This window comes from Chelatococcus sp. KU-N122 (assembly GCF_055391085.1).
Window position 1 is genome coordinate 5,587,598 of the sequence record NZ_AP043981.1, and the last position, 25,488, is coordinate 5,613,085.

The 25,488-nt window shown below is 67.1% G+C and carries 19 protein-coding genes; 11 read left to right on the forward strand and 8 right to left on the reverse strand.

Annotated features, from left to right (window positions below; genetic code table 11):
• The first annotated feature begins 117 nt into the window (after nucleotides 1-117).
• Nucleotides 118-1,533: a carbohydrate porin gene (locus tag ACZ5PO_RS25180; protein WP_464184711.1), complete on the forward strand. Its 1,416-nt coding sequence runs from the start codon at nucleotides 118-120 to the stop codon at nucleotides 1,531-1,533.
• Between the two features lie 61 nt (nucleotides 1,534-1,594).
• On the opposite strand, the gene ACZ5PO_RS25185 is transcribed toward ACZ5PO_RS25180, so the two are convergent.
• A complete protein-coding gene (locus ACZ5PO_RS25185; protein ID WP_464184713.1) occupies nucleotides 1,595-3,880 on the reverse strand; it encodes a lytic transglycosylase domain-containing protein in 2,286 nt (761 codons plus the stop codon).
• A 297-nt stretch (nucleotides 3,881-4,177) separates the two neighbouring features.
• On the opposite strand from ACZ5PO_RS25185, the gene dapA reads away from it, so the two are divergent.
• The 3 genes from dapA (at nucleotide 4,178) to ACZ5PO_RS25200 (ending at nucleotide 8,871) form a co-directional block, all read left to right on the forward strand.
• The gene (dapA, locus tag ACZ5PO_RS25190; RefSeq protein WP_464184714.1) at nucleotides 4,178-5,071 is read left to right on the forward strand and encodes a 4-hydroxy-tetrahydrodipicolinate synthase; all 894 of its coding nucleotides are present in this window, start codon (nucleotides 4,178-4,180) and stop codon (nucleotides 5,069-5,071) included.
• 6 nt (nucleotides 5,072-5,077) lie between these two features.
• Complete coding sequence (gene smpB / locus ACZ5PO_RS25195; RefSeq protein ID WP_464184716.1) at nucleotides 5,078-5,548, forward strand: SsrA-binding protein SmpB; 471 nt, start codon at nucleotides 5,078-5,080, stop codon at nucleotides 5,546-5,548.
• 647 nt (nucleotides 5,549-6,195) lie between these two features.
• Nucleotides 6,196-8,871: a flavin-containing monooxygenase gene (locus ACZ5PO_RS25200; protein ID WP_464184718.1), complete on the forward strand. Its 2,676-nt coding sequence runs from the start codon at nucleotides 6,196-6,198 to the stop codon at nucleotides 8,869-8,871.
• Between the two features lie 343 nt (nucleotides 8,872-9,214).
• On the opposite strand, the gene ACZ5PO_RS25205 is transcribed toward ACZ5PO_RS25200, so the two are convergent.
• From ACZ5PO_RS25205 to rpoZ, 4 genes are all read right to left on the reverse strand, one after another.
• Nucleotides 9,215-9,853 (reverse strand): LabA-like NYN domain-containing protein, encoded by a 639-nt coding sequence (locus tag ACZ5PO_RS25205; RefSeq protein ID WP_464184719.1) that lies wholly within the window; start codon nucleotides 9,851-9,853, stop codon nucleotides 9,215-9,217.
• Nucleotides 9,854-10,111: 258 nt separating this feature from the next.
• On the reverse strand, nucleotides 10,112-10,696 hold the full coding sequence (pyrE, locus tag ACZ5PO_RS25210) for an orotate phosphoribosyltransferase (protein ID WP_464184720.1): 585 nt from the start codon (nucleotides 10,694-10,696) through the stop codon (nucleotides 10,112-10,114).
• A 56-nt stretch (nucleotides 10,697-10,752) separates the two neighbouring features.
• Nucleotides 10,753-12,948 carry a RelA/SpoT family protein gene (locus ACZ5PO_RS25215; RefSeq protein ID WP_464197034.1) on the reverse strand — a complete coding sequence of 732 codons (2,196 nt, stop codon included), beginning with the start codon at nucleotides 12,946-12,948 and terminating at the stop codon, nucleotides 10,753-10,755.
• Between the two features lie 353 nt (nucleotides 12,949-13,301).
• A complete protein-coding gene (rpoZ, locus tag ACZ5PO_RS25220) occupies nucleotides 13,302-13,703 on the reverse strand; it encodes a DNA-directed RNA polymerase subunit omega (RefSeq protein WP_464184721.1) in 402 nt (133 codons plus the stop codon).
• Between the two features lie 337 nt (nucleotides 13,704-14,040).
• Between rpoZ and fabD the strand changes: the two genes are divergently transcribed.
• The 7 genes from fabD to gmk all read left to right on the forward strand — a co-directional run bounded on the left by fabD (nucleotide 14,041) and on the right by gmk (nucleotide 21,070).
• Nucleotides 14,041-14,985 (forward strand): ACP S-malonyltransferase, encoded by a 945-nt coding sequence (fabD, locus tag ACZ5PO_RS25225; protein ID WP_464184723.1) that lies wholly within the window; start codon nucleotides 14,041-14,043, stop codon nucleotides 14,983-14,985.
• 130 nt (nucleotides 14,986-15,115) lie between these two features.
• On the forward strand, nucleotides 15,116-15,853 hold the full coding sequence (fabG, locus tag ACZ5PO_RS25230) for a 3-oxoacyl-[acyl-carrier-protein] reductase (RefSeq protein WP_464184724.1): 738 nt from the start codon (nucleotides 15,116-15,118) through the stop codon (nucleotides 15,851-15,853).
• Nucleotides 15,854-16,105: 252 nt separating this feature from the next.
• Nucleotides 16,106-16,342, forward strand: a complete 237-nt coding sequence (locus ACZ5PO_RS25235) for an acyl carrier protein (RefSeq protein WP_464197036.1) — start codon at nucleotides 16,106-16,108, stop codon at nucleotides 16,340-16,342.
• A 188-nt stretch (nucleotides 16,343-16,530) separates the two neighbouring features.
• On the forward strand, nucleotides 16,531-17,796 hold the full coding sequence (gene fabF / locus ACZ5PO_RS25240; RefSeq protein WP_464184726.1) for a beta-ketoacyl-ACP synthase II: 1,266 nt from the start codon (nucleotides 16,531-16,533) through the stop codon (nucleotides 17,794-17,796).
• Between the two features lie 81 nt (nucleotides 17,797-17,877).
• Nucleotides 17,878-19,275: an endolytic transglycosylase MltG gene (mltG, locus tag ACZ5PO_RS25245; RefSeq protein ID WP_464184727.1), complete on the forward strand. Its 1,398-nt coding sequence runs from the start codon at nucleotides 17,878-17,880 to the stop codon at nucleotides 19,273-19,275.
• 251 nt (nucleotides 19,276-19,526) lie between these two features.
• Nucleotides 19,527-20,408 carry a YicC/YloC family endoribonuclease gene (locus tag ACZ5PO_RS25250; RefSeq protein ID WP_464184728.1) on the forward strand — a complete coding sequence of 294 codons (882 nt, stop codon included), beginning with the start codon at nucleotides 19,527-19,529 and terminating at the stop codon, nucleotides 20,406-20,408.
• Nucleotides 20,409-20,413: 5 nt separating this feature from the next.
• On the forward strand, nucleotides 20,414-21,070 hold the full coding sequence (gene gmk / locus ACZ5PO_RS25255; RefSeq protein WP_464184730.1) for a guanylate kinase: 657 nt from the start codon (nucleotides 20,414-20,416) through the stop codon (nucleotides 21,068-21,070).
• A 4-nt stretch (nucleotides 21,071-21,074) separates the two neighbouring features.
• Here the strand turns inward: gmk and rsmA are convergent, their stop codons facing one another.
• Genes rsmA through ACZ5PO_RS25270 form a run of 3 tightly spaced genes read right to left on the reverse strand, consistent with a single transcriptional unit; the run spans nucleotide 21,075 to nucleotide 25,461 of the window.
• Nucleotides 21,075-21,926 (reverse strand): 16S rRNA (adenine(1518)-N(6)/adenine(1519)-N(6))-dimethyltransferase RsmA, encoded by an 852-nt coding sequence (gene rsmA, locus ACZ5PO_RS25260; protein ID WP_464184731.1) that lies wholly within the window; start codon nucleotides 21,924-21,926, stop codon nucleotides 21,075-21,077.
• On the reverse strand, nucleotides 21,923-22,900 hold the full coding sequence (pdxA, locus tag ACZ5PO_RS25265; RefSeq protein WP_464197038.1) for a 4-hydroxythreonine-4-phosphate dehydrogenase PdxA: 978 nt from the start codon (nucleotides 22,898-22,900) through the stop codon (nucleotides 21,923-21,925). Before pdxA ends, rsmA begins: the two co-directional genes overlap by 4 nt.
• 38 nt (nucleotides 22,901-22,938) lie before the next feature.
• Entirely contained in the window at nucleotides 22,939-25,461 is a 2,523-nt protein-coding gene (locus tag ACZ5PO_RS25270; RefSeq protein WP_464184732.1) for an LPS-assembly protein LptD, read from the reverse strand.
• Nucleotides 25,462-25,488: the final 27 nt, after the last annotated feature.

The window sequence follows — 25,488 nt, forward strand, 5'->3', positions numbered from 1 at the left end:
CCAGAGAGTAGCGGCGCTGAAGCCGTGCCGCTTCAAGTTGTTCTTTATATTGAATCCAATGTTTTGCGGCCCATGCGTTTCGGTTTGACGCTGCATTGCATCAATTGTAGGTCTCGCATGAAGTGGGGTGACGTCATGCGCTTTCTGGCTAAAGCAATGCTTGCCGGCCTGCTCGCTTGCGCCAGTAGCCCGGCGTCTGCTCAGACGGCGAGCGAGGCGCCGCAGCCGGGCTACCCGCAGGACCCGCCGACGATCGGGCCGTCGCTCGGCCCGTGGGGCGATATCGGCGGCTCGCGCAGCTGGCTGTGGAGCCGCGGCATCAATTACAACATCTCGTATATCGGCGAGGTCTTCGGTAATCCGACGGGCGGCATCAAGCAGGGAACCGTCTACGACGGTAGTATCCAGTTCTCGCTCGACGCGGACCTCGGCAAGCTGGCGGGGTGGGACGGCGCCACCTTCCGCGCCAGCGCCTTCAACATTCAAGGCAAGGGACTCTCGAGCAAATATCTCGGCAGCCTGTTGACGATCAGCAATGCCGAGGCCACGCCGACGTGGCGCATGTTCGAGTTCTGGGTCGAGCAGTCGTTCCTCGACCAGAAGATGTCGCTGCGCGTGGGCCAGCTCGCCATCGATTCGGTGTTCTGGATCAGCCAGAACGCCGGCCTGTTCGTGAGCGGCACGTTCGGCTGGCCGGGCATCAATGGCATCGACATGCCGGCGGGCGGGCCGGCCTATCCGCTGGCGGGCCCCGCGGCGCTCCTGAGATGGTCGGCGACCGACAACCTCACCGTGCGCGCAGGCGTCTATACCGGCGATCCGGCGGGCAATTCCTGCTTGCAGGACAACGCCCAGCACTGCGACCGCTACGGCATGCCGCGCTTCGCCGGCACGCTGGCCATCACGGAGGCCACCTACAACTACGGCCAGGTCAAGGACCCGTCGAGCCTGCCGGGAACGCTCAAGCTCGGGGCGTGGTACAATTCCAACCGCTTCGACAGCCTGCGCGTCGGCGCCGACGGGCTGCTGCTCGCCAACCCGGACAGCGCCGGCATCCCGCGGCGCTATCGCGGCGACTGGGGCGTCTACGGCGTGCTCGACCAGACCATCTACCGGCTGCCGGGCTCCGACAGCGGCGGCATCGGCATCTTCGCCCGGGGCGGCGTGTCGCCGGGCAACCGCAACCTGATCAGCTTCTACGCCGATGCCGGCGTGAGCATCAACGGCCTCATCGCCTCGCGGCCGAACGACACCTTCGGCGTCGCCTTCGCCTACGCCGGCATTTCCGCCGACGCGAGCTCGGCCGATCGCGACGCCTTCTATTTCACCGGCACCTACACGCCGACGCGCCGCTACGAGGCGGTGATCGAGGCGACGTATCAGGCCCAGATCGTGCCCGGTTGGACGATCCAGCCGGACATCCAGTACATCTTCAATCCGGGCGGCCGGGTGCTCAACCCCAACGATCCCACCGGCACGACGCTGGTCAAGAATGCCCTCGTCCTCGGCCTGAGAACCAACATCCGCTACTGACGGCGGCCCGATCGGATGGACTTCCATCCGATCGGGAGGGCGCCGCCGCTTTGCGGCTCCCTCAGGGGTTGGAGGCTGTTTCGCTGGCAGCCTTCGTCGGGTGCGCGGAATCGGTCCGCGCGTGACCGGGCGCGCCGCGCTGCAGATCCTCGGAGATCAGCGTGGAGGTCTTCACGCCGAGGCGATGGCGGTAGACCTGCAGGTTCTCCATGACACGCTGCACATAGTTGCGCGTCTCGCTGAAAGGGATGAGCTCGACCCAATCGACCGGATCGATCTGCCCGAGCCGGGGATCGCCGTAAGCCTTGATCCACTTGCGCACGTTGCCGCCGCCCGCGTTATAGGCGGCAAAGGCCATGATGTACGATCCCCGCCACTCCTCCAGCAGCTCTCGCAGGTGGCGCGCGCCGATCTTGGCGTTGTAGGCCGGGTCGGCGGTGAGACGGGGAAGATCGAAGGGAATACCGGAGCGCGTCGCCGTATTCTTGGCGGTGGCCGGCATGAGCTGCATCAACCCGCGCGCGCCCACCTGGGACATGACGCCCGGATCGAATGTGCTTTCCTGGCGGGCGATGGCATAGACCATCGGCTTCTCGACAGGATCGCCGACGACCTCGTAATCCGGCAGCCCGATCAGCGGAAAGGCCGCCATGTCGAGCGGGTAGCCTCGCTGCATGGCAGCCTTGCCGATGAGCACCATGGCGCGCGCATCGCCGTATCCGGCTGCGATGGCGGCGACGGCGTCGAGCTGCTCCGGGTCGGTCAGTGTCTGCGCGAGCCCGATGAAGAGGGGCGTAGCCAGGTCCTTGGCGCCGGCCTCGTAGAGCAGCCGCATGCCGCGCAGCGGTGCTAGCTTGTCGGCGGCGTCCATGCCGCGTCGTGGAATCGCGCGCAGCGGCAGATCGTCGAGGCCGATCTTCACGCGAGCGATCTGCCCATAGTAGGTGGTGGTGTAGCTGGCGGCTTTCTCGTAGTCCTCGCGCGCCTTGGCCTTGTCGCCGAGCGTCTCGGCGGCGCGTCCCTTCCAGTAGGCCGTGCGGGCGACCGAGACCGGGGTCTCGGCCTTGCTGGCGGCGGCGTCGAAGTGTCCGGCCGCGAGCTTGGGCTCGTTCAGGAAGCGCAGCGCGATCCAGCCGGCATGGAATTCGGCTTCGATGGCATGCTGGTCACTCTCGGCGCCGTGACCGGCGACCACGTCGTAGGCAGCCTGGGCCTCGCCCTTTTCGAGCAGCTTGCGCGCCAGGATGCGGCGCTCGGCCCACCACTCGTCGCCGTCGATCAGCACCGCCGGGTCACGGCTGACGGTGCTGTGGATCTTGGCCGCTTCCGCCAGCTTGTCGGCCTTGCGCAGGAAGTGGGCGCGCGAGAAGCTGTAGGAGCTGTCGTCCCGCAGCGCTGCAGGGACCGCGTCCAGCGCGGCCTGCGCCTTGCCGCTGCGCTCCACGACGGCGATGCGCGCCCTGGCGAGCTTGACGTAGTCGTCTCCGGCGTAGCCCGCCACGCGCAGGGCCTGGTCCCATTGCTCCTTGAACAGGAAATATTCCATCCGGTTGCGGTGCTCGACCTTGCTCAGCACCGCCGGATAAGATCCCATCAAGGCCTTTTCGGTCTCTTGCGACAGGCTGTCCTCGCGCCAGACGGTGCGGATCAGCTCGCCGGCCTCCGCCTCGCGGCCCTGCGATCGCAACGCGGCGGCAAGCGCCATCCGCCCCTGGGGCGAGGTCGGACGGCGCGTGGCGAAAAAGTCCAGCACCGTCGCGGTCGGGCGTTTCTCGTAGTACAGCGCCTCCTCCGCCCGGCGCTGGGCCAGGTTGGCGCCCGGCCAATCCGCCTGCGCGGTGAGAAAGGCCACAAGCCGCTCAAAGCCGACCGCGCGTCCGTTGGCGCGGATGGCGACCCACTCGAGCAGCGACCGTGCGGAGCGATCGGTCAGCGCCGCCTTGGCGGCATCGCCTCCGGGGACGTCGCCGCGGCGGTAGCTGTCGATGGCCCCCTTGACGAGCGCCATATCGACCCCGGCCGGCGGCGACATCGGGGCATCCAGGGGCCGCTCCGCCGGCAATGGCTCCACGGCGGCCGGCGGCGGCACGATCGCCTGCGTGTCCGGCGCCGGCCCCGGGACGGAACCTGCCGGGGCGCTGTCGGGTTTCCGTTGCGCGGGGGCGGCGTCCGGCGGCGGCGTGGTGGACGGCGAACGCGTTGGCGCGTTCGCCACGCGGCTGCGCTTGTGCTCCGTACGGTCCACGATGCCGACACTGGCGACCAGGGCGAGGCAGGCAACGGCAATGGCACGACCGATCCTCGCCCATCTGGGCAGGCTCGGCCGCTTCGCCTTCTTGCGGTTCACCTTTTTCTTCCGCTCGGCCAAGCAATCCCTTTCACGGATCGTGAGGAGCCGCTATGTGTCGAATCGGGATGGCTATCCCCATGCCCCCGCTGCCAATGACAAAAAGTTGAGGCAAGAATAAGCCTGCTACACCATGCCACGAATCGCTGATCGGGCGCTTGCGAGGCGGCTCGCCGGTGGGCGGTCGCCGTGGCTGGCGAAGTCCGGGCGCACCCACTAATATCCACGTAGTGTTACTTTTCTCATATCGGGCACGCTCGTTCACCGGCCGTGCCCCGAGGATCGCCGAGGACCGTGATGGCCAAGCACCGCCTTTTCAAGGGTTCGATCACCGCGCTCGTCACGCCGTTCAAGGGCGAGAAGGTGGACGAGGAGGCGTTCCGCGCGCACGTCAGCTGGCAGATCGAGAACGGCACCCACGGCCTGGTGCCCGTCGGCACGACCGGAGAAAGCCCGACTTTGTCCCATGACGAGCACCGTCAGGTCGTCGAGTGGTGCATCGAGGAGGCGAAGGGCCGAGTTCCGGTGATTGCCGGCGCGGGATCGAACAACACGCACGAGGCCGTCGGCCTCGCTCGCCATGCCGAAAAGGCCGGCGCCGATGCCGTCCTGGTGGTTACCCCCTATTACAACAAGCCCAGCCAGGAAGGGCTCTACCAGCATTTCAAGGCCGTCAACGACGCCGTCGGCATCCCGATCATCATCTACAACATCCCGCCCCGGTCGGTGGTCGACATGAGCGTCGACACCATGAAGCGGCTCTACGAGCTGCCCAACATCACCGGCGTCAAGGACGCGACCGCCAACATCGCGCGCGTGAGCCAGCAGCGCCAGGCCATGGGAGCCGACTTCAACCAGCTCTCGGGTGAGGATGCGACGGCACTGGGCTACATGGCGCATGGCGGCCATGGCTGCATCTCGGTCACCTCCAACGTGGCGCCGCGGGCCTGCAGCGAGTTCCAGGAAGCCTGCATGGCGGGCCGCTTCGACGAGGCGCTGAGCCTGCAGGACCGCTTGATGCCGCTGCATACGAACCTGTTCCTCGAGCCGAATCCGGCTCCGGCCAAGTACGCGCTGTCGGTGCTCGGGCGCATGTCGGACGAGGCGCGGCTACCCATGGTGCCGCTCACCGAGGCGACTCGCTCCGCCGTCCGCTCGGCCATGGTCCACGCCGCCCTGATCAACCAGTGATGAGCTATGAGCGCACCTAAAGGCGTCCATAAGGTCGTCGCCGACAACAGAAAGGCCCGCTTCAACTACGAGATCATCGATACTCTCGAGGCGGGAATCGCCCTCACCGGCACCGAGGTGAAGTCGCTCCGGAGCGGCAAGGCGACGATTGGCGAAGCCTACGCCGGGCCGTCGGGCGAAGAGATCTTTCTCTTCAACGCCTATATCCCAGAGTATCTCCAGGCGAACCGCTTCAACCACGAGACCAAGCGTCCGCGGCGGCTGCTCCTGCACAAGCGTCAGATCAACAAGCTGATCGGAGCCACCCAACGGGAGGGCTTTACGGTCATCCCGCTGAAGATCTATTTCAACACCGACGGTCGCGCCAAGGTGGAGCTGGCGCTCGGGCGCGGCAAGAACCTGCACGACAAGCGCGAGACAGAGAAGAAGCGCACCTGGGAACGGGAGCGGTCACGCCTGTTGCGCGACAAGGGCTGAGCGGGCCGCGCAGCTAAAAGGCGGCCGCTGCCCGGCCCGGTTGCTTCGACGGCATCGGGCGGCGGCTCCATCTCCTTCTGGCTCCATCTCCATGGCGGGCGTCGAAGATGCCCGAGCGCCGCGCCGCCCGTCGTCCCCAGCGGATCAAGCGGCTTGGCCGGACCGATGTCCTCGCCGGATCGGCGGCGCGGCTCGCTCGCCATCTTGCGGCGCCTGCGCGCATCGACGAATTGCTCCGTCACGGCGCGCCAGAGCGTCGGACGCTCCGACGGATCGGCGCTGCCGCTCCAGCTCCGTGTCCGGACATCGGATTGTCCCAAGACCAGCATCCACCTTCGGGCCCGATGCTCTGGCCTGATGCTCCGGCTACTGTCGTCGAGCCAGCCGCGCAGCAACCTGAGCGGTGCATATTCCTGAGTTTCGACCATAGCGCTATAGTCGCGGGGCCCTACGAGGTCATCGTCATTGGAGCCGGGTGGCCGGCATCCATGAGATCGGGCTCGGCTTGACCTCGATGTGAATGCCGCGGCGCTTCCAGTGCCTCGCACGGGGATTATCCTGGCTGCCGCTTCGGCGTGAAGGGCGGCAGTCATGGCGAGCGCTTCGACGTCGTCGCGGTGAGATAAATATCAACAAAGGAGGAAACCATGGAAAATGCAACTGGCGCGCGTGGTGCGCAGCAGGTGGACGTAGCGGTGGTGGGGGCTGGGTTCGCAGGCCTTTACCTGCTGTATCGCCTCCGCCAAGCGGGGTTCTCGGCGGTCGCGCTGGAGGCGGCCGACGATGTCGGCGGGACCTGGTATTGGAACCGGTACCCGGGCGCGCGTTGCGATATTGCCACCACCGACTACAGCTACACCTTCGATCCCGAGCTGGAGGCGGCATGGTCGTGGTCGGAAAAATACGCCACGCAACCGGAGATTCTGTCCTATCTGGGATTCGTTGCCGACCGCTACGACCTGCGGCGTGACATCCGTTTCTCGACCCCGGTGACGGCGGCACGTTGGGACGAGACCGCGCAGCGGTGGCACCTGTCGACCGGCAATGGCGCGCCGGTGTCGTGCCGCTTCTACGTCATGGCGACCGGCTGTCTTTCGGCCCCCAAGCCGCCGGAGATCGAGGGCGTCGGCGCCTTCGCCGGTGATGTGTACGTCACCGGTCGATGGCCCCACGACGGGGCCGCCTTGCAGGGGCGCCGCGTCGCGGTCATCGGCACGGGCTCGTCGGGCATTCAGGCGATTCCACTCATCGCGGAGCAAGCCGCGCGCTTGACCGTATTCCAGCGGACGCCGAACTTCGCCCTGCCGGCACATAACGGACCGGCTTTGCCGGATCGCCTGGCTCTGCTCGAGGAGGACCGCGTCGGCTTCCGCGAGCAAGCCCGGTGGTCGATGGCCGGCGTGCCGCTGCCGCCGGCCACCGAGTTCAGCTGGCAGTTGAGCGATGCCCAGCGTCGGGAGCGCTTCGAGAAAGCGTGGGCGACCGGCGATCTCATCGTCATCCTCACCCAGCTGTGGGCTGACGCCGGTGTCGATGTCGACGGCAATGCGCTGGTGGCCGAGTTGATCAGGGAGAAGATCCGCGACACCGTCCGCGACCCGGTGACCGCAGCGGCGCTGTCCCCGCACGATCACCCGTTCGGGGCGAAGCGGCCGTGTCTCGATACCGGCTACTACGCCACGTACAATCGGCCCAATGTCGAATTGGTCGACCTGCGGCGCGATCCGATCCGGGCGATCACGCCGTCCGGCATCGAGACCGCCAGCGGCACATACGACGTGGACGTGATCGTGTTCGCCACCGGGTTCGACGCCATGACCGGCGCGGTGCTTGCGGTTCACCCGATCGCGGGCCGCGGCGGCGTGATGCTGTCGGATGTCTGGACCGACGGTCCCAAGACCTATTTGGGCCTGATGGTCGCGGGATTTCCGAACCTGTTCACGGTCACCGGGCCGGGCAGCCCGTCGGTGCTGTCGAATATGGTCGTGTCGATCGAGCAGCATGTCGACTGGATCGTCGACCGTCTTGCGGCGATGCGTGAGGCCGGTTTCACGACGATCGAGGCGACCGAGGCGGCCCAGGCAGGTTGGACGCGCCATCTGGCGGACTGCGCGGCCATCACGCTGCATCGGCTGGCCAACACCTGGTACACGGGCGCCAACGTCCCCGGCAAGCCGCAAGGGGTGATGCCCTATACCGGGGGCGTCGGCCCGTACCGCGGGATCTGTGACGAGGTCGTCATCCGCGGCATGCTCGGCTTCGAGCTGACGGGCCCTGCTGTGGCGCCGCAATGCCATGATGGCGAGGTTGTCCGCCTCCAGCCGGACGTTCGCCTCGTGCTGAACGCTATGGCCGCCATGGATCTGCCCCCGATCGAATCTCTGGGTGCCGAGGGCGCGCGTGACTTCGTCGCCGAGTTCAATGCCACCCGGCCGGCCGGCCGGCCGGTGGGCGAGGTCGTCGACGGAACGCTACCGGTCGAAGGGGGGGCGCTTCCCTACCGGTTGTACCGGCCGGCAACCCCGGGGCCGCATGCGGTGGTGGTGTATTTCCACGGCGGCGGCTGGGTGCTCGGCAGCCACGATTCCGATGATCCGTTCTGCCGCGACCTGTGCCGGCGCAGCGACATGATCCTGATCAGCGTGGGCTACCGCCATGCCCCCGAGCACCGGTTCCCCACGGCGGCGCAAGACGGCTACGCCGCCTTGCGCTGGATCGCCGATCACGCCGGCGAGCTCGGCGGCCGGCCCGGCCCCGTCGCCGTCGCCGGTTGGAGCGCCGGCGGCAACATCGCCGCCGTCACCTGTCAGCTGGCGCGCGATCGCGGCGGGCCGCCGATCGCCGGCCAGCTGCTGGTCTGTCCGGTCACCGACGGCAGCCGCGAGCACGGATCATACAGCGACAACGCCGAGGGCTACTTCCTCACGCGCCCGTTGATGCATTGGTTCTGGGATCAATATTGCGACCCTGCGGACCGGAGCGATCCCAGGGCGTCGCCGCTCCTCGGCACGTTGACTGGACTGCCGCCGGCGTTCGTCGTCACCTGCGAGTTCGATCCCTTGCGCGACGAGGGGATCGCCTACGCCGAAGCGCTTGCAGCGGCCGGCGTGCCCGTCGCGCAATTGCAAGCCCATGGACACTTCCACTCGTCGTTCCCCATGGTCGACGTTGTCATCACGAGCGTTGCCGGTCGCGTCCAGATGGCTCAGGCCTTGCGCCGCTTCGCAGGCTTGCCGGAGGACACGGGCAGCGCGGCACGCCCCGCCAGGCAGGGCGACGGCACGAGGCTTCCCCATGTGACGGGAGATCAGTTCGCAGCCTGAGGACAATCGCCTCCCACGGACTGCGCGGCGCGACGTCCGCCATCGGCATCGGCCGCCAAGGCATCGAGGCGGCCGATGCTCCAGAACATGTCCCGATCGGATGGCCTCATCTGATCGGCTAGAGCGCTTTGCGATTGGGTGAAATCACCTAATCGCAGAAAAGCGCTCCAGATTCAAAAAGTTACGAGCATTTCTCTGCAATTGGATGATCTCATCCAATTGCGAAATGCTCTAGACATGTTCGAAGTTTTGAAACCGGGGTGTTTCTCTTGCGATTGGGTGAGCCCACCCAATCGCCAAGCGCTCTCGCCGCAGTGGCCGGGACCTGTCGGCCCCGGTCGCTTCACGGGTTCGGTTCGTCGTCCGGCTGGCGGATGCCGTAACGGCGCTCCAGGCCACGGGGCCGCTCCTCGGCCCCGCCCGTGCGGTCGGCGGCAGGCGGCCGCGGCGGCCGTTCGCCCGCATCCCGGCCAACGCGTGCCATCAGGTTGGCCAGATCGATGAACTCGTCGGCCTGACGGCGCAATTCATCCGCCACCATGGGGGGCTGGGTCACGATCGATGACACCACGCTGACGCGCAGTCCCTTCCGCTGCAGGGCGTTGACCAGCGAACGGAAGTCGCCGTCGCCCGAGAACAGGATGACGTGGTCGAGGTAGGGCGCGAGCTCCAGCGCATCCACGGTGAGCTCGATGTCCATGTTGCCCTTGATCTTGCGGCGCCCGGTCGCGTCGACGAATTCCTTGGTCGGCTTGGTCACGACGCGGTATCCGTTATAGTCGAGCCAGTCGACCAACGGTCTCAGCGACGAATATTCCTGATCCTCCACCATCGCAGTGTAGTAATACGCTCTGATGAGGGTGCCTTGGCTCTGAAATTCTTTCAGGAGCCTACGGTAGTCGATATCGAAGCCGAGACTTTTTGCCGTCGCATAGAGGTTGGCGCCGTCAATAAATAAAGCAAGTCGATGGTCGCTGGCCATGGAAATCCTGACGTTGAAATATTACTCGAAACACGCGGACGCCGGGCCGCCTCCCCGGAATGATGATCCGCAACATTCAACGATTCGGATAGCAGGTTCGCGCCCATCGAACAACGTTCGCAACAGGGCATGGCGCTGAGCGAGTACCTTCATCTCGGCTGTTTTGCGTCAAGATCGAGAGCTTTAGACGTCGATTGCGCGCATTTTCTGTGTCGGCGCTGTTGAAACCCTTCCAGGTTGCAGATCGATGCCGCGCAATTACATGCCAAGCCCACGGCTGCCTGGCTTGACCGCCGGGATCGCGGCCAGCTCGGGAGGCAGCTGGTCGGCCGGATAGGCCGGCACGTCGAGCGAGGCGAGGGCGACGAGGGGCACGCCGAGATCGGCCTTGCCGGCGGAGCGATCGATCAGGCAGGCGGCGCCGACGACATGTCCCGGGTGGGATTTGACGGCCAGCAGGCATTCGCGCGACGATAGGCCGGTGGTGATGATGTCCTCCACCATCAGCACGCGGGCGCCGGGCGGAATCTGGAATCCTCGCCGCAGAACGAACTGGCCGCCCTCACGTTCGACGAACACGGCTTTGGCGCCGAGCTGACGGGCCGTCTCGTAGCCCGGAATGATGCCGCCCACCGCCGGCGAGACGACCAGATCGATCTCGCCGAAGGCCGCCTTCACCTTTTCGGCCAACGCCCTGCAGACCCGCTCGGTGCGCACCGGGTCCATGAATACGAACATCTTCTGGATGAACAGCGGGCTGCGCAGACCTGACGTGAGGATGAAGTGCCCCTCCAGCAGGGCGCCAGCCTCGCGAAACTCGGCCAATACGTCATCTTGGTTCACGATACGCCTCCCGACAGCAGCCCTCGCGGCTACCTATCCCCATCGTCGCCGCAGGTTCAATTGGTGATGCGCTCGACGCTGTTGATGACGCGCTTGGCCCTGAGCTCGCCGATGATGTTGTTGAGGTGCTTGAGGTCCCACACCGACAGGTCGACCGTGACGTCGGTGAAATCGGCCGTGGGCCGGACCATGGCGACGTTCTCGATGTTGCCGTCGTGGTCGGCGATCACCTGCGCGATCTGCGCCAGGCTGCCGGGCTCGTTGATCGACTTGAGCTTGATGCGGGCGGGAAAGCGCTGGCGCTGACGGCCGTCGACGTCCCAGCGAACATCGAGCCAGCGCTCGGGCTCGTTCTCGAAAGCGGCGAGCGCGGGGGACTGGATCGGATAGATGGTCACCCCGTCGCCCGGCGTCAGAATGCCGACGATGCGATCGCCCGGCACCGCGCCGCCGTTCGGGGCGAAGCGCACCGGCAGATCGCCGCCGAGGCCGCGGATCGGAATGGGCGCGATCTGGTCGGGGTTGCTCGGCACCCGGAACTTGACGCTCCGGCCGTTGTCGAGGCCGAACCAGCCGCTCAGCGGCGGCGTGCTGGCGGCCGTCCGCTTGTCGTCCTGGTAGTCGGGAAAGATCGCCTTGACCACGTCGCCCGAGAACATCTCGCCGCGGCCCACGGCTGCCAGCACGTCCTCGATCGAGGCGCGCGCCAGACGGGGCAGGGCCCCCTTGAGCTTGTCCTCCGCGAAGCTCTTGCCGGCCCGCTCGAAGGCGCGCTCGAGGATCTGCCGCCCGAGCCCCGCATATTGCCGACGCACGGCCGCCCGTGACGCGCGACGGATGGCGGCGCGGGCCTTGCCGGTGACCACCAGAGATTCCCAGGCCGCCGGCGGCACCTGGCCGTTAGCACGAATGATTTCGACCTCTTCGCCGTTCTGCAGCTCCGACAGCAGGGGCGAGATCCGGCCATTGATCTTGCAGCCCACGGCGGTGTTGCCGACATCGGTGTGGACGGCATAGGCGAAATCGATCGGGGTGGCGCCGCGCGGCAAGGCGATCAGCCGTCCCTTGGGGGTGAAGCAGAATACCTGGTCGTGGAACAGCTCGAGCTTGGTGTGCTCGAGAAACTCCTCGGGGCTGTCGCCTTCCGCCAGGAGGTCGACGGTCTTGCGCAGCCACCGATAGGCGCGGCTTTCGTTGGCCAGCGCTGCCGGGTCGTTCAGCCCTTCCTTATAGAGGGCGTGCGCGGCGATGCCGAACTCGGCCACGCTGTCCATGTCGGCCGTGCGGATCTGCAGCTCGACGCGCTGGTGGCCGGGACCGACCACGGTCGTATGAATCGACCGATAGTCGTTCTGCTTCGGCGTCGAAATATAGTCCTTGTAACGGCCGGGCACCATGGGCCAGGTCGTGTGCACGATGCCGAGCGCGCGATAGCAATCATCCAGGCTGTTGACGATGATGCGAAAGCCGAAGATGTCCGACAGCTGTTCGAAGGCGATCGATTTACGTTCCATCTTGCGGAAGATCGAGTACGGCGATTTGCGCCGGCCGAGAACCTGGGCCTCGATGCCGCGCTCGGCGAGCTTCGCCTTGAGATCGGTCTCGATCTGCTCGATGAGCCGCTCGTTCTTGTCGATCACCTCCTCAAGGCGCTTGCGGATCGTGGCCTGTGCGTCGCCCTTCAGGTGATGGAAGGACAGCTCCTCCAGCTCCTCCCGCATTTCCTGCATGCCCATGCGGCCGGCCAGCGGCGCATAGATATCCAGCGTCTCCTCGGCGATGCGCACGCGCTTGGCCGGCGCCACGTGGTCGAGGGTGCGCATGTTGTGGAGCCGGTCGGCGAGCTTCACCAGCAGCACGCGGACGTCGGCGGCGATCGCCAGCAGCAGCTTGCGGAAGTTCTCGCCCTGGGTCGCCTTCTTGGAAACGAAGTCGAGCTTCTTGATCTTGGTGAGGCCGTCGACCAGGGCGCCGATCTCGGCACCGAACAGCCGGTCGATCTCCTCGCGCGTCGCGTCCGTGTCCTCGATGACGTCGTGCAGGATCGCGGCGACGATGGTGGCGTCGTCGAGCTTCAGATCGGTGAGGATCGCGGCGACCGCCAGCGGGTGGCTGAAATAGAGATCGCCGGAGGCCCGCATCTGGCTGCCGTGCGCGCGCATGGCATAGACGTACGCCCGGTCGAGCAGGGCCTCATCGGCGTGCGGGTCGTAGCTCTTGACGCGTTCGACGAGCTCGTACTGCCGCATCAAGGGGCGCGGCCGCGGGGCGGCAGCCTCGGCGGCCGGGGCCTCGACGGTGCGCTCCTGCGCCGGCGGTGCGATCTTGGAGGGGACAGCGGTCACGGCGACGGGCTTTTCTGGCGCGGTTTTTTGGGCAGCGGTCGGCATCATCCACTATCTCTTCACCACCCATGGAGGACAAGCTGCGGGTCCCATCATGGTTATCCGCCATTTCGTCGCGGGATTGGCTGGAGAATAGCTGAATTCCAAGGCGACATCGGGGCCGCGCGCCGTGTCATCGCGCCATGCCGGTTGCGTCGAGGCGCTTCCGGCCAAAAAAAAGCCCGGCGGAGCCGGGCTTCGTCACGATGGGAAGAGGGCGCTCAGCCTTCCTCCTCCTCCGTCTGGGCCGGCGGCACCAGCCCTTCCAGGCCGCGCAGCAGGTCCTCCTCGCTCATGCGGTCGAACTCCTGGATGTCCTCGTCGGCCCGGCCCTGGCTCGCCGCAGCGCCCATGGCCGCGAGCCGCGGCACGGTGTCCTCCTCGGGCTCGTCGACCTCCACGTGCTTCTGCAGCGAGTGGATCAGGTCTTCCTTGAGGTCCTCGACCGAGATCGTCTCGTCGGCGATCTCGCGCAGGGCGACGACCGGGTTCTTGTCGCGGTCGCGGTCCACCGTGAGCGGCGCGCCGGACGAGATCATGCGCGCGCGGTGGCCGGCCAGCAGCACCAGCTCGAAGCGATTGTTGACCTTGTCGATGCAATCTTCGACGGTTACGCGAGCCATGCAGCGGGCTCCTTCTCGATAATGAGCAGATTGTCGGAATCCATGCCAGATCTATAGGCTGCGCGGCCTTTGCGCAAGAGCGGCCGCCGGGTCCGGCCGCCCGCAAGGGGCGGGGCGGCCCGCCGGTCCGCGCAGATCCGGCTGCCGTCCGCCGAGGGTTTCGTTCAAGAGCTCCTTCAAGAGTTCCCTTGCAAGAGTCTCCTTGACAGCGCCGGCACCCCGGTGCCACTGCCCGCGATCCGATGGCCGGACCCCTCGTCCGGCACGAAACGATGTGCGCCGCTGGGCGCAGCCGCGTGGCTCCGCGAGCCGAAGGCGGCAGGGAGGATGCACGACCATGACGGCGGCTTACACCTTTCCCGGTCAGGGCAGTCAGGCGGTGGGGATGGGCAAGTCCCTTGCCGACAACTTCGCCGCGGCACGCGAGGTGTTCGCGGAGGTCGACGACGCCATCGGCCAGCACCTGTCCCGACTGATGTGGGAGGGGCCGCTCGACGAGCTGACGCTGACCGCCAACACGCAGCCGGCGCTGATGGCCGTCAGCATGGCGGCGATGCGGGTGCTCGAGGCCGAAGCCGGACTTGACCTGAAGAGCGAAGCCGCATTCGTCGCCGGTCACTCGCTCGGCGAGTACGCGGCGCTCGCCGCCGCCCGCAGCCTGACGCTCCGCGATGCGGCGCGCCTGCTGCGGATCCGTGGCGAGGCCATGCAGAAGGCCGTTCCCGTCGGCGTCGGCGCCATGGCAGCCCTCCTCGGCCTCGACTACGACGATGCCGCCGCGGTGGCGAAGGAGGCGGCGCAGGGCGAGATCTGCGCCGCCGCCAATGACAACGGCCCGGGGCAGGTGGTCGTGTCCGGCCATCGCACCGCCGTCGAGCGGGCCATCGTGCTGGCGCAGGCGCGAGGCGCCAAGCGGGCGATCATGCTGCCGGTCTCGGCCCCCTTCCATTGCGCGCTCATGCAGCCGGCGGCAGACGCCATGGCCGACGCGCTCGACAAGGTGACGATCGTCAAGCCGCTGGTTCCGCTGGTCGCCAACGTTTCGGCCGAGCCGGTGAGCGAGCCGTCGGCGATCCGCGACGGGCTGGTGGCGCAGGTGACGGGCACCGTGCGCTGGCGGGAATGCATCGCCGCCATGGCCGCCGCCGGGGTTGAATCATTTTATGAGGTCGGTGCCGGCAAGGTGCTGACCGGACTGGCGAAACGAATCGCCGGCGGCAGCAGGTGCGTGTCGATCGGCACGGCGGACGACGTGACGGCGTTCGTCTCCGGCCGCCGCTGAGACGAACGCGCCCGGCATTCTGTCCCCTGGCGGCGACGGCCCGATTCAGGATGCCAGCGGACGGTGTTAAGAGATTGGAATCTCAAAAGATGTCTGCCGACGGCGGAGCACGCAGACGCGGAGGACGGCAATGTTCGATTTGAGCGGCCGCAAGGCCTTGGTGACAGGGGCAAGCGGCGGCATCGGCGGTGCGATCGCACGGGCATTGCGGGCGCAGGGGGCCGAGGTCGTCCTGTCGGGCACGCGCCGCGAAGCGCTGGACGCGCTGGCGGCAGAGCTCGGCGACGGCGTGCACGTCGTGGAGGCCGACCTCTCTTCGGTTGATTCGGTGGAGGCCCTGGTGCCCGCCGCCGAGGCGGCCCTCGGCGGCCTCGACGTGCTGGTCAACAATGCGGGCGTGACCCGGGACAACCTGTTCCTGCGCATGAAGGACGACGAGTGGAACAGCGTCATCGCAGTCAATCTGACGGCGTCGTTCCGCCTGTCGCGCGCGGCGGTCAAAGGCATGATGCGCCGGCGTTTCGGGCGCATCGTCAATATCGGCTCGGTGGTCGGATCGACGGGCAATCCGGGCCAGGGCAACTACGCGGCGTCGAAGGCCGGCCTGATCGGCATGACCAAGGCGCTCGCGGCGGAGGTGGCCAGCCGCCAGATCACGGTCAACTGCGTCGCGCCGGGCTTCATCGCCTCGCCGATGACGGATGCGCTGAACGAAAAACAGCGCGAGGCCATTCTCGCCAGCGTCCCGGCGGGACGGCTCGGCGGCGGCGAGGACGTCGCCGCCGCGGTCGTCTACCTGGCATCGGACGAAGCCGCCTACGTGACCGGCCAGACGTTGCACGTCAACGGCGGAATGGCAATGTTCTAAGTTACTTAGCTGGCTGAAGCGAACTTCGTTCAGCAGCGCGGCGCGCCCCTCGTCAGGGCGAGGTCCGTGTGTTAACAGGTGCTAAGTTTCGGGTCCGGCACTTGACGGCGCCGCCGAAAACGGGCTTGCACGTGACGACGGTTGAAGGGCCTCGGGGGCGTCGTCGACCCAGGGGAGCAACCGGGCGAACCGGCTGAGCCACTCGACAACGGGCGGCCGCACGCCATTGAGACAATGAACGAGGACCCAACGATGAGTGACATTGCCGAACGCGTGAAGAAGATCGTTGTCGAGCATCTCGGCGTCGACGCCGACAAGGTTACGGAGAACGCAAACTTCATCGACGATCTCGGAGCCGACAGCCTCGATACGGTGGAACTCGTCATGGCGTTCGAAGAGGAGTTCAACGTCGAGATCCCGGACGACGCGGCCGAGACCATCGTCACCGTTGGGGATGCCATCAAGTTCCTCGAGAAGAACGCCGCCTGAGGGAGAGCGGCTCTCGCCGCTTGTGGTCTGGGGCTTCGAGACTCAAATTCCCCAAGGTGGCCACGTTTTGTGGCGAGAACACGTGCCGGCGCCGGGGCGGGGCGAGGCTCTCGGTGGCAACACCGAGGCAGGCCTCGCAGCGGCGATCCGGCCCTGTCGCGTTTCGAGTAAGGTTTGACGGACACAAGATGAGACGAGTCGTCGTCACAGGCCTCGGTATGGTGACCCCGCTCGGTTGCGGCGTGGAGCACACCTGGGCCGGGATCGTTGCGGGCCGCAGCGGCGCCGCCGCTGTGGAGGGGTTCGACGTGTCGGACCTCGCCTGCAGGGTCGCCTGCCAGATCCCGGTCGGCGACGGCAGCGACGGCTCCTTCAATGCCGACCAGTGGATGGACCCGAAGGATCAGCGCAAGGTCGATCCCTTCATCGTCTACGCCATGGCGGCCGCCCAGCAGGCGCTGGACGACGCCGCCTGGCATCCCAGCACGGATGACGACCGCAACGCGACCGGCGTGCTCGTGGGCTCCGGCATCGGCGGTATCGGCGGCATCTACGACGCGTCTCTGACGCTCTACGAGAAAGGCCCGCGCCGGGTCTCGCCATTCTTCATCACCGGCCGGCTGATCAACCTGGCGTCCGGCTATATCTCCATCAAGCATGGTCTGCGCGGGCCCAACCACGCGGTCGTGACCGCCTGCTCCACCGGCGCCCATGCCATCGGTGACGCCGGCCGTCTCATTGCGCTCGGCGATGCCGACGTCATGGTGGCCGGGGGAGCCGAGTCGCCGATCAACCGGCTGTCGCTGGCGGGCTTTGCGGCCTGCCGGGCCCTGTCCACGGCCTTCAACGACGAGCCCGCCCGCGCCTCGCGTCCCTATGACAAGGATCGGGACGGCTTCGTCATGGGCGAGGGCGCCGGCGTCGTCGTGCTGGAGGAGCTCGAGCATGCGCGTGCACGGGGCGCCAGGATCTATGCCGAGCTCATCGGCTATGGTCTGTCGGGCGACGCGCACCACATCACGTCGCCGGCGGAGGATGGAGACGGTGCCTATCGCTGCATGCAGGCAGCGCTCAAGCGGGCCGGGATCACCATTGCCGACGTGGACTACGTGAACGCCCACGGGACATCGACGCCGGTTGGCGACGAGATCGAGCTCAGGGCCTTGGAGCGCTTGGCCGGCAACACCGGGGCTCGGCTCACCATGTCGTCGACGAAGTCCTGCATAGGCCATTTGCTCGGCGCAGCCGGAGCAGTGGAAGCGATCTTTTCCGTCCTCGCCATTCGCGATCAGATCGCACCGCCGACGATCAACCTGGATGAGCCCTCAGTTGAGACGGCAATTGATTTGACGCCACACATTGCAAAACGTTTGCCGGTGGATATTGCTTTATCCAACTCGTTCGGCTTCGGTGGAACGAATGCGTCGGTGATTTTCCGGCGCCTAGACAGCTGACGGCCGAGCGTTGCCGAGCTGCGCTCGAGCCGACCTGAATCGTGTTCGGCGCCAGCAGGAGCGGTTTCGACCAGACCCAGCATGACCGACCCATTCGACAAGTCCGATAGCGGCAGCGCGCCCAAGAAGGAACGAGGGTCGCGCATCCGCTCGCTGAAAAGCCCATCCGATGCGATCCGGCCGGAATCCGTTCCGCCGCCGCCGCCGACCCCGCAACGGGAGCGCAGCGGTCTGGTCCATCTGGCGAGCAACTTCCTCACCTTCTTCGTATTCGCCTCGATTGCCATTGCCGGCGGCTTCTACGTCCTGAAGAACGAGTTCCGCGCGCCCGGTCCGCTCCAGTCCGACAAGGTCGTCATCGTCAAGGGCGGCTCGCAGGCGGTGACCGATACGCTGGCGCGCGAGGGGGTGATCGCGCAGCCGACCCTGTTCATGCTCGGCCTGCACCTGTTCGGCACCAGTGACGAGATCAAGGCCGGCGAATATCTGTTCAAGCAGAACGCCAGCCTGCGCGATGTGATGGACACCCTGATCGCCGGCAAGTCCGTCCTCCACACCTTGACCATTCCCGAGGGGCTCACCAGTGAGCAGGTCGTCGGCAGGCTGATGGAATCCGACCTGCTGACGGGGACGATCAAGGAGACCCCGCGAGAGGGGACGCTGTTGCCGGAGACGTACAAGATTCCGCGCGGCACGCCGCGCCAGCAGCTGATCGACCGCATGCGCGCGGACAGCAAGCGTGTGCTGGCCGAAGTGTGGGCGCGCAGGTCGCCGGATCTTCCGATCAAGTCGCCGGAGGAACTGGTGACCCTGGCTTCGATCGTGGAGAAGGAGACCGGACGGGCCGACGAGCGGCCGCGTGTCGCCGGCGTCTTCATCAATCGGCTGCAGAAGAGGATGCGTCTGCAATCCGACCCCACCATCGTCTATGGGCTGGCCGGGGGCAAAGGCACCTTGGGGCGGCCTATCCAGCGCAACGAAATCACCCGGCCGACGCCCTACAACACCTACGTCATCGACGGCCTGCCGCCGGGGCCGATCGCCAATCCGGGCCGGGCTGCGCTCGAAGCGGTTGCCAACCCATCGCGCACCAAGGAAGTCTTCTTCGTCGCCGACGGGACGGGTGGGCACGTCTTCTCCGAGACGCTGGATCAGCACAATCGCAACGTCGGCCGCTGGCGGCAGATCGAGGCCGCACGCAAGACCAACGACACGAACGACAGCGTCGACCGGACAGCGCCGCCGCCGGCACCGCCCCCGAACCTGGCCCCGGCGGGTCCGGCCGGCTCGCCCGGCGGGGCCGCAGCGCCCGGTTCCCTGTCGGCGGGCGCCGCCGGCGACCCGTCCGATGACGGCTCGCTGGCCGCGAAAGTGGCGCGCCCCCGCGCCTTCGATGCCTCCGAGGGCACCAAGCTGGATCCGCTGCGCAACAAGACCTACGACTTGAACTCGACGCAAACGGTTCCGAAGCTGCGCTGAGCCGTTGGCTCCCTGCGCGTCGCCGGGTCGGCTCACGAACGGCCGTGGCAAGCTTGGCCATAATGTCGGCGGCCATGACGTCGTCGGCAGCGCGTCGCGCGGCGCGAGCCCGACCGCATTGGACGCCAACGCACGCGCAGGTTTCCGATGCTAAGACAAAGAGCGGGAGCGGACGCTCCGACGCCATCGGGCGGCGGCCGCTCTGGCAGCACTTGAAGCGCGGTTGACGGACAGGGAAGGCGGTAAAGCTGATGGCCATCGCGAGCATGACAGGGTTTGCTCGGGAAGCGGGAGCGGCGGGCCCGTACCGCTGGGTGTGGGAGCTGAAGACGGTCAACGCCCGCGCCCTGGATATCCGTCTGCGCGTGCCGACCGGTTACGAGGCCGTCGGCGAGGAGGTGCGCCAGGCGATCGGCAAGGCGATCCGCCGCGGCAACTGCCAAGTCGCGCTCACGCTGTCCGTGTCCGAGACCGGCGCCCGCGTCCGTGTCAATACCGCCGCGGCTCAGGCGATCCTCGAAGCCTTCACCAAGATCGATGTTCCGGACGGCGTCGGACCGTTGACCTTGGACGGGCTTCTGTCGGTGCGGGGTGTCGTGGAAACCGTCGATATCGACGAAGAAACATCGTCCGGCGTCGCGGCGGCTCTGACCGGGGATGCCCTGCGGGCGGTGGCGGCCCTGGCTGCGGCGCGCGAAGCGGAGGGCAAGGCGCTGCAATCCCTGCTCGATGGCCAGTTGGGGCGCATCCAAGATCTGGCGCAGGCCGCCGATCAGTGTCCGGCGCGTCGGCCGGAGGCCATCCGCGCCAAGCTCGCCGAACAGATCGCAGCCCTCACGGACGCCTCGACGACGCTCGACCCGCAACGCCTCCATCAGGAGGCCGTGCTGCTGGCGACCAAGGCCGACGTGCGCGAGGAGATCGATCGGCTCGTCACCCATGTCGCGGCCGCCCGCGTGCTGCTGGCCGAGGGCGGCGCCGTCGGGCGGCGGCTGGACTTCCTCGCCCAGGAGTTCTCGCGCGAGGCCAATACCCTGTGCGCCAAGGCCAACGACGTGTCGCTGTCCGCCATCGGCCTCGAGCTGAAGAGCGTCGTGGAGCAGTTTCGCGAACAGGTCCAGAACGTCGAGTAAGGCCGATGAGTGCTGCCCATCCCTCGGCCCCGCTCTCCCGGCGGGGGCTGATCCTCATCCTCTCGTCACCGTCGGGCGCGGGCAAGACGACGCTCACCCGCCTGCTCGCGCAGCGACCGGAGCTCAATCTGCGGCTATCGATATCGGCCACTACGCGGCCGCGGCGCGTGTCGGAGGTCGACAAGGTCCACTATTTTTTCATGGAGCGAGAGGACTTCCTCGCTCAGCGGGACCGGGGCGAGTTCCTCGAATGGGCCGAGGTGCACGGCAACCTCTACGGCACCCCGCGTCGGGCGGTCGAGCAGAGCCTGGCCTCGGGCCAGGACATGATTTTCGACGTGGACTGGCAAGGCACGCTGCAAGTCGTGGAGAAGATGCCCAATGATGCGGTGACCGTCTTCATCTTGCCGCCGTCGATGGCGGAGCTCAAGGCGCGGCTCGAGCGCCGCGCCGAGGATACGCCTGCGGTCATTGCCGGCCGGCTCGCGGCAGCCCGGGACGAGATCGCCCGGTGGAGCACATATCAATACGTGTTGCGCAACCACGACCTCGACGAGACGTTCGAGGATCTGCTGGCGATCCTCAGGGCGGAGCGCCAGAAGCGCGAACGGCAGGTCGGCCTTGCGCCGTTCGTCGAGCAGTTGCTGGCCGAGCAGATCTGAGCGTTCAGGCGGTCTGCCCGTCGAGCGCGCGGGCGAGCCGCACGAAGCCGGCGACGGGGACGGTCTCGGCCCGGGCGGTCGGGTCGAGACCGGCCGCTTCGATCAGCATCAGCGGGTCGGACCGAAGCGATTTCAGGCTCTGCCGGAGCATCTTGCGACGCTGGCCGAAGGCCGCTTGCGTGACGGCCTCCAGAGCGCCGAGGCGGCATGGCGCCGGCGCAGGCCTCGGGACCAGCCGGACGATCGACGAGGTGACCTTCGGCGGAGGAACGAAAGCCGAGGCTGCCACGTCGAACAGGATCGATGCCTCCGTCCGCCACCCGCACAGAACGCCGAGACGGCCGTAGTCGGCTGGCCTTCGCTCGTCGGCCACGATCCTCAGCGCGACCTCCTTTTGAAACATCAGCGTGAGCTGGTCCCAGCGTGGCGGCCACTGCTCGGACGTGATCCAGCCGATGAGGAGGGCGGTGCCGACATTGTAGGGAAGGTTGGCGACGATGCGTACGGGGCCGGCGTCCGGCCCGACCGCGTCGGCGATATCGACACCCATGGCATCGGCATCGATCGTGTCGAGCCGGCCGGGATAGCGCGCGGCGATCTGCTCGAGCGCCGGCCGGCAGCGGGCGTCACGCTCGATGGCGACAACCCGCTCCGCCCCGCAACTCAGCAGGGCGCGGGTCAGCCCGCCCGGGCCAGGGCCGACCTCCACCACGGTCACGCCGTCGAGCGGTCCGGCGGCCCGGGCGATGCGGGCCGTCAGGTTGAGGTCGAACAGGAAATTCTGGCCGAGCGACTTCTTGGGCGCCAGGCCATGGGCGGCGACCACGTCGCGCAGCGGCGGCAGGTCGTCGATCACGGCTGGGTGAGGCGATGCGCCAGGCGGAGCGCCGCGATCAGGCTATCGGGCCGGGCGATGCCGCGTCCGGCGATATCGAAGGCGGTGCCGTGGTCGGGTGACGTCCGCACGAAGGGCAAGCCCAGTGTCACGTTCACGCCGTCGTCGAAGGCCAGGGTCTTGATCGGGATCAGCGCTTGGTCATGGTACATGCACAGCGCCGCATCATAGCGCTGGCGCGCGCGCGCGTGGAACAGCGTGTCGGCCGGCAGCGGGCCGGTTGCGTCGATGCCCTCACTACGCAACGCGTCGACGGCTGGCCTGATCACCGCCGCATCTTCCGTGCCCAACGCGCCATTCTCCCCCGCATGCGGATTGAGCCCGGCGACGGCCAGGCGCGGGGAGGGCACGCGGAAGCGCGCCGCGAGCTCGCGGGCGACGATGCGTCCGGTCTCGACGATGAGCTCCGTCGTGAGCAGCTCCGGCACGGTGCGCAGAGGCACGTGGATCGTAACCGGCACGACCGCGAGGGTTTCCGACCACAGCATCATCACCGGGCGGGGCGGGGGGGCGCCGGCGGGGGCGGCCAGATGCGCCAGGAACTCGGTATGCCCGGGGTGGCGAAAGCCGGCCGCGTAGAGGACATGCTTGGCGATGGGATTGGTGACGACGGCAGCGACGCGGCCGGCGCCGGCCAGGGCGACGGCGCGCTCGATCGCCTCGATGGTGGCAGCGGCCGTCGCCGCCGTCGGGCGGCCCGGCTCGCTGTCGACGGCCTGGCTGAGCGGCAGCATCGGTAGCGCGTCGCCGAACGCCGCGACCGCATCCTCCGGGCCGTGGACGACCGCGATCGGCGCGGTCAGCCCGCACGTCTTGGCCCTCCGCTCGATCAGCGCCGGATCGGCCAGCAGCACGAAGCTGGGGACGCCTGCATCGTGGCGGGCCGCCCACGCCTTGACGGCGATCTCGGGGCCGATTCCCGCCGGGTCGCCCATGGTCAGCGCCAGCGGCGGCGCCGACGCAGGTGAGCCCGTCACTGGGCGACGCCGTCCTGCGTCGACGACGAGCCGATGTTCTGGCTGAGCTGGGCGGCGCCGAACGTCGCCAGCTCGAGGCGGACCAGGATCGTCTGGTTGTTGCCGCGGATACCCGTGGTCGGGTCGTTGTAGGTGTTGGAATAGGTGACGGCGAACGTCGTGCACTCGTCCTTGTACATGGCGCCGACCGAGGTCGAGGCGATGTTGCCGAAGGGCGTGCGCAGGTAGTTGCTCGCCACGGGGTTGGCGCTGAAGTTGTAGGTGTTGTTCTTGTTGCCGTTCAGATCGAACAGGACCGACCCGGTGAGCGTCCAGTTCGGGGTGATATTGTAGGCTGCCGAGGTGAGCAGGCCCTCGCGGCGGGTGGGGATCGCCAGATCAGGCTGCGCCGCATAACGCCCGTAGGTGATGGAGGTGCTCAGCTTGCCGAAGTTGAGGTTGGACGAGACCTCCAGCCGCTTGAGCGCGAACGTCTCCTGATCGAAGCGGCCGCGCGCCGTGACCGAGTACATCGGGTCGGGCGCCATGTGGACGCGCCAGACGTAATCCGACGCACGCTTGTCCAGTCCCGAATCGAGGCCGGTGTTGGACGGATCGTTGTAGCCCTGCTCGAAGGAGTTCTTGCCGGCGACCTGGTATGACTGGCCGAACAGGAGATCGGCGTAGCCGCCCTTGTCGCTGGTGATGGTGTACTTGGCGCCGTAGTTGGCCCGCACGCCGCCTTCGACACGATCGTAGCCGGAGAACTTGTTCCACTCGAAGATCGTCGTGTCGTCGAACACCAGGCTCTGCGAGTCCTCGTTGGGGAGGCTGCCGATACGGGTCTCGTTGGGCCGCACGATGATCTGACCGATGGGCTCGATCGTGTGCGTGCCGAACCCGTTGGTGACGTTGACCAGTGGGTAGCGGTACTCCAGGCCGACCGCCGGCATGACGCGGCCAAGCACGTCCGCGTTCGTGTCGACGAAGTTCGGCACATACTGGTTGAGCGGGCCGGTGGTGTCGGCCTTCAGCCAGGTGCCGTCCATGCGGAACGAGGCGAACGGCGTCCAGGTCTGGCCCAGCGGGTCGATGAAGGTGCGGCGCCAGCTCACCTCGGCCGTGGCGCGGGAGTAGGTGCCCGCCACGCCCTGCATGATGCACTGGCCCTTCACGAAATGCGTGCAGTTGCCGTAGTAGCCCAGGTAGTTGTTGAGCGGGACCGGGGTCTGCTGGAAATAGGCCTGGTCGCGCGTCAGGCTGGTGAAGTTGGCGTTGACCGTGACCTCGCCGCCGAGCCACGAGGGGCCGGCAATGCGCTTGTCGTAGTCCAGCACCGGATGGACGACGGGCTGCTGCTTCTGCCAGTCGGTGCTCGACAGGCCCTTGAAGTAGTAGCCGCGCACGTCGAAAAAGCCCGTGTCGCTCTTGCCGGTCAGGAAGAGCGTCGAGGTCGACTCGCGGAAATAGGTGCTGGAGATGCTCTCCGACTTGATTTTGTAGTTCTGGAAGAACCACTTGTCGGTCATGGCAGCGATGTCCCAGCCCCACTGCCATTGCTGGTTGATGAAGAAGCGTCCGGCGGACTCGATCGAGCCGCGGAAACGTTCGTCGCCCGGGCCGAGCGGCGAGGCCAGGAACGCGTCCATGTCGTTCTGGAAGATGCCGGCGGCGCGGATGTTGTAGCTGCCGTTGAGCAGCCGGTGCCGCCACTCCACCTCGCCGAGGAAGCCCTGCCGCGTCAGCACGGTGGGCGTCAGCGTCAGGTCCATGTTCGGCGCGATGTCGATGAAATAGGGCAGCCCGACGCCGTAGCCGAGCGCGCTCGACACCAGATAGTGAGGCGCCAGGAAGCCCGTCTTGCGCTTGACCGTGGGGTCAGGCGACGAGATGTACGGGATATAGGCGAGCGGAATGCCCGCGAACTCGATGGTGGCGTCCTCGTAGTAGATCATCCGCTCGGTATTGTTGTGGATGATCTTGGCGGCGCGCACCTGCCAGAGCGGCGGGCGCTCGGGATGCTCGGCGCAGGGCTCGCACGCCGTATACGTGCCCTTCTCGAACACCATCGTCTCGCCGCCGGTGCGCTCGGCGCGTGGCGCCGCAAAGCGTGTCGTCACCTGCTTGCCGCCCATGACCGCCGTGCGCTTCACGCGCAGCGAGTCGATGAAGCCGTCCTTGAAATCGTCGGTGAGCTCGAACCGATCGCCGGTCACCACGGTGCCGTCGGTCTCGGTGATGCGAGCGTTGCCCGTGGCGAAGACTCGCTTGGTGTTGCGGTCGTAGATGACCTCGTCGGCCTGCAAGGTGCGCCCCTGATAGTGGAGCTGCACGTCGCCGATCGCCGACACGGTGTTCTTGTCGTCGTTGTAGACGATCTGGCCCGCCTCGACGAGCAGCTTGTCCTTCTCGCCGGCCTTGTTGGTCTTGGCCTGCAGAGCGTCATTCAGGGTCTGCGCCGAAGCCACAGACGGTAGCGCCGCGGACAGCAACGCTGCCGCGATCGCAACGCTGGCGACCGTGCCGATGGTCCGTCTCATACCGTTGTTCCGCCCAAGCCCGCTTCG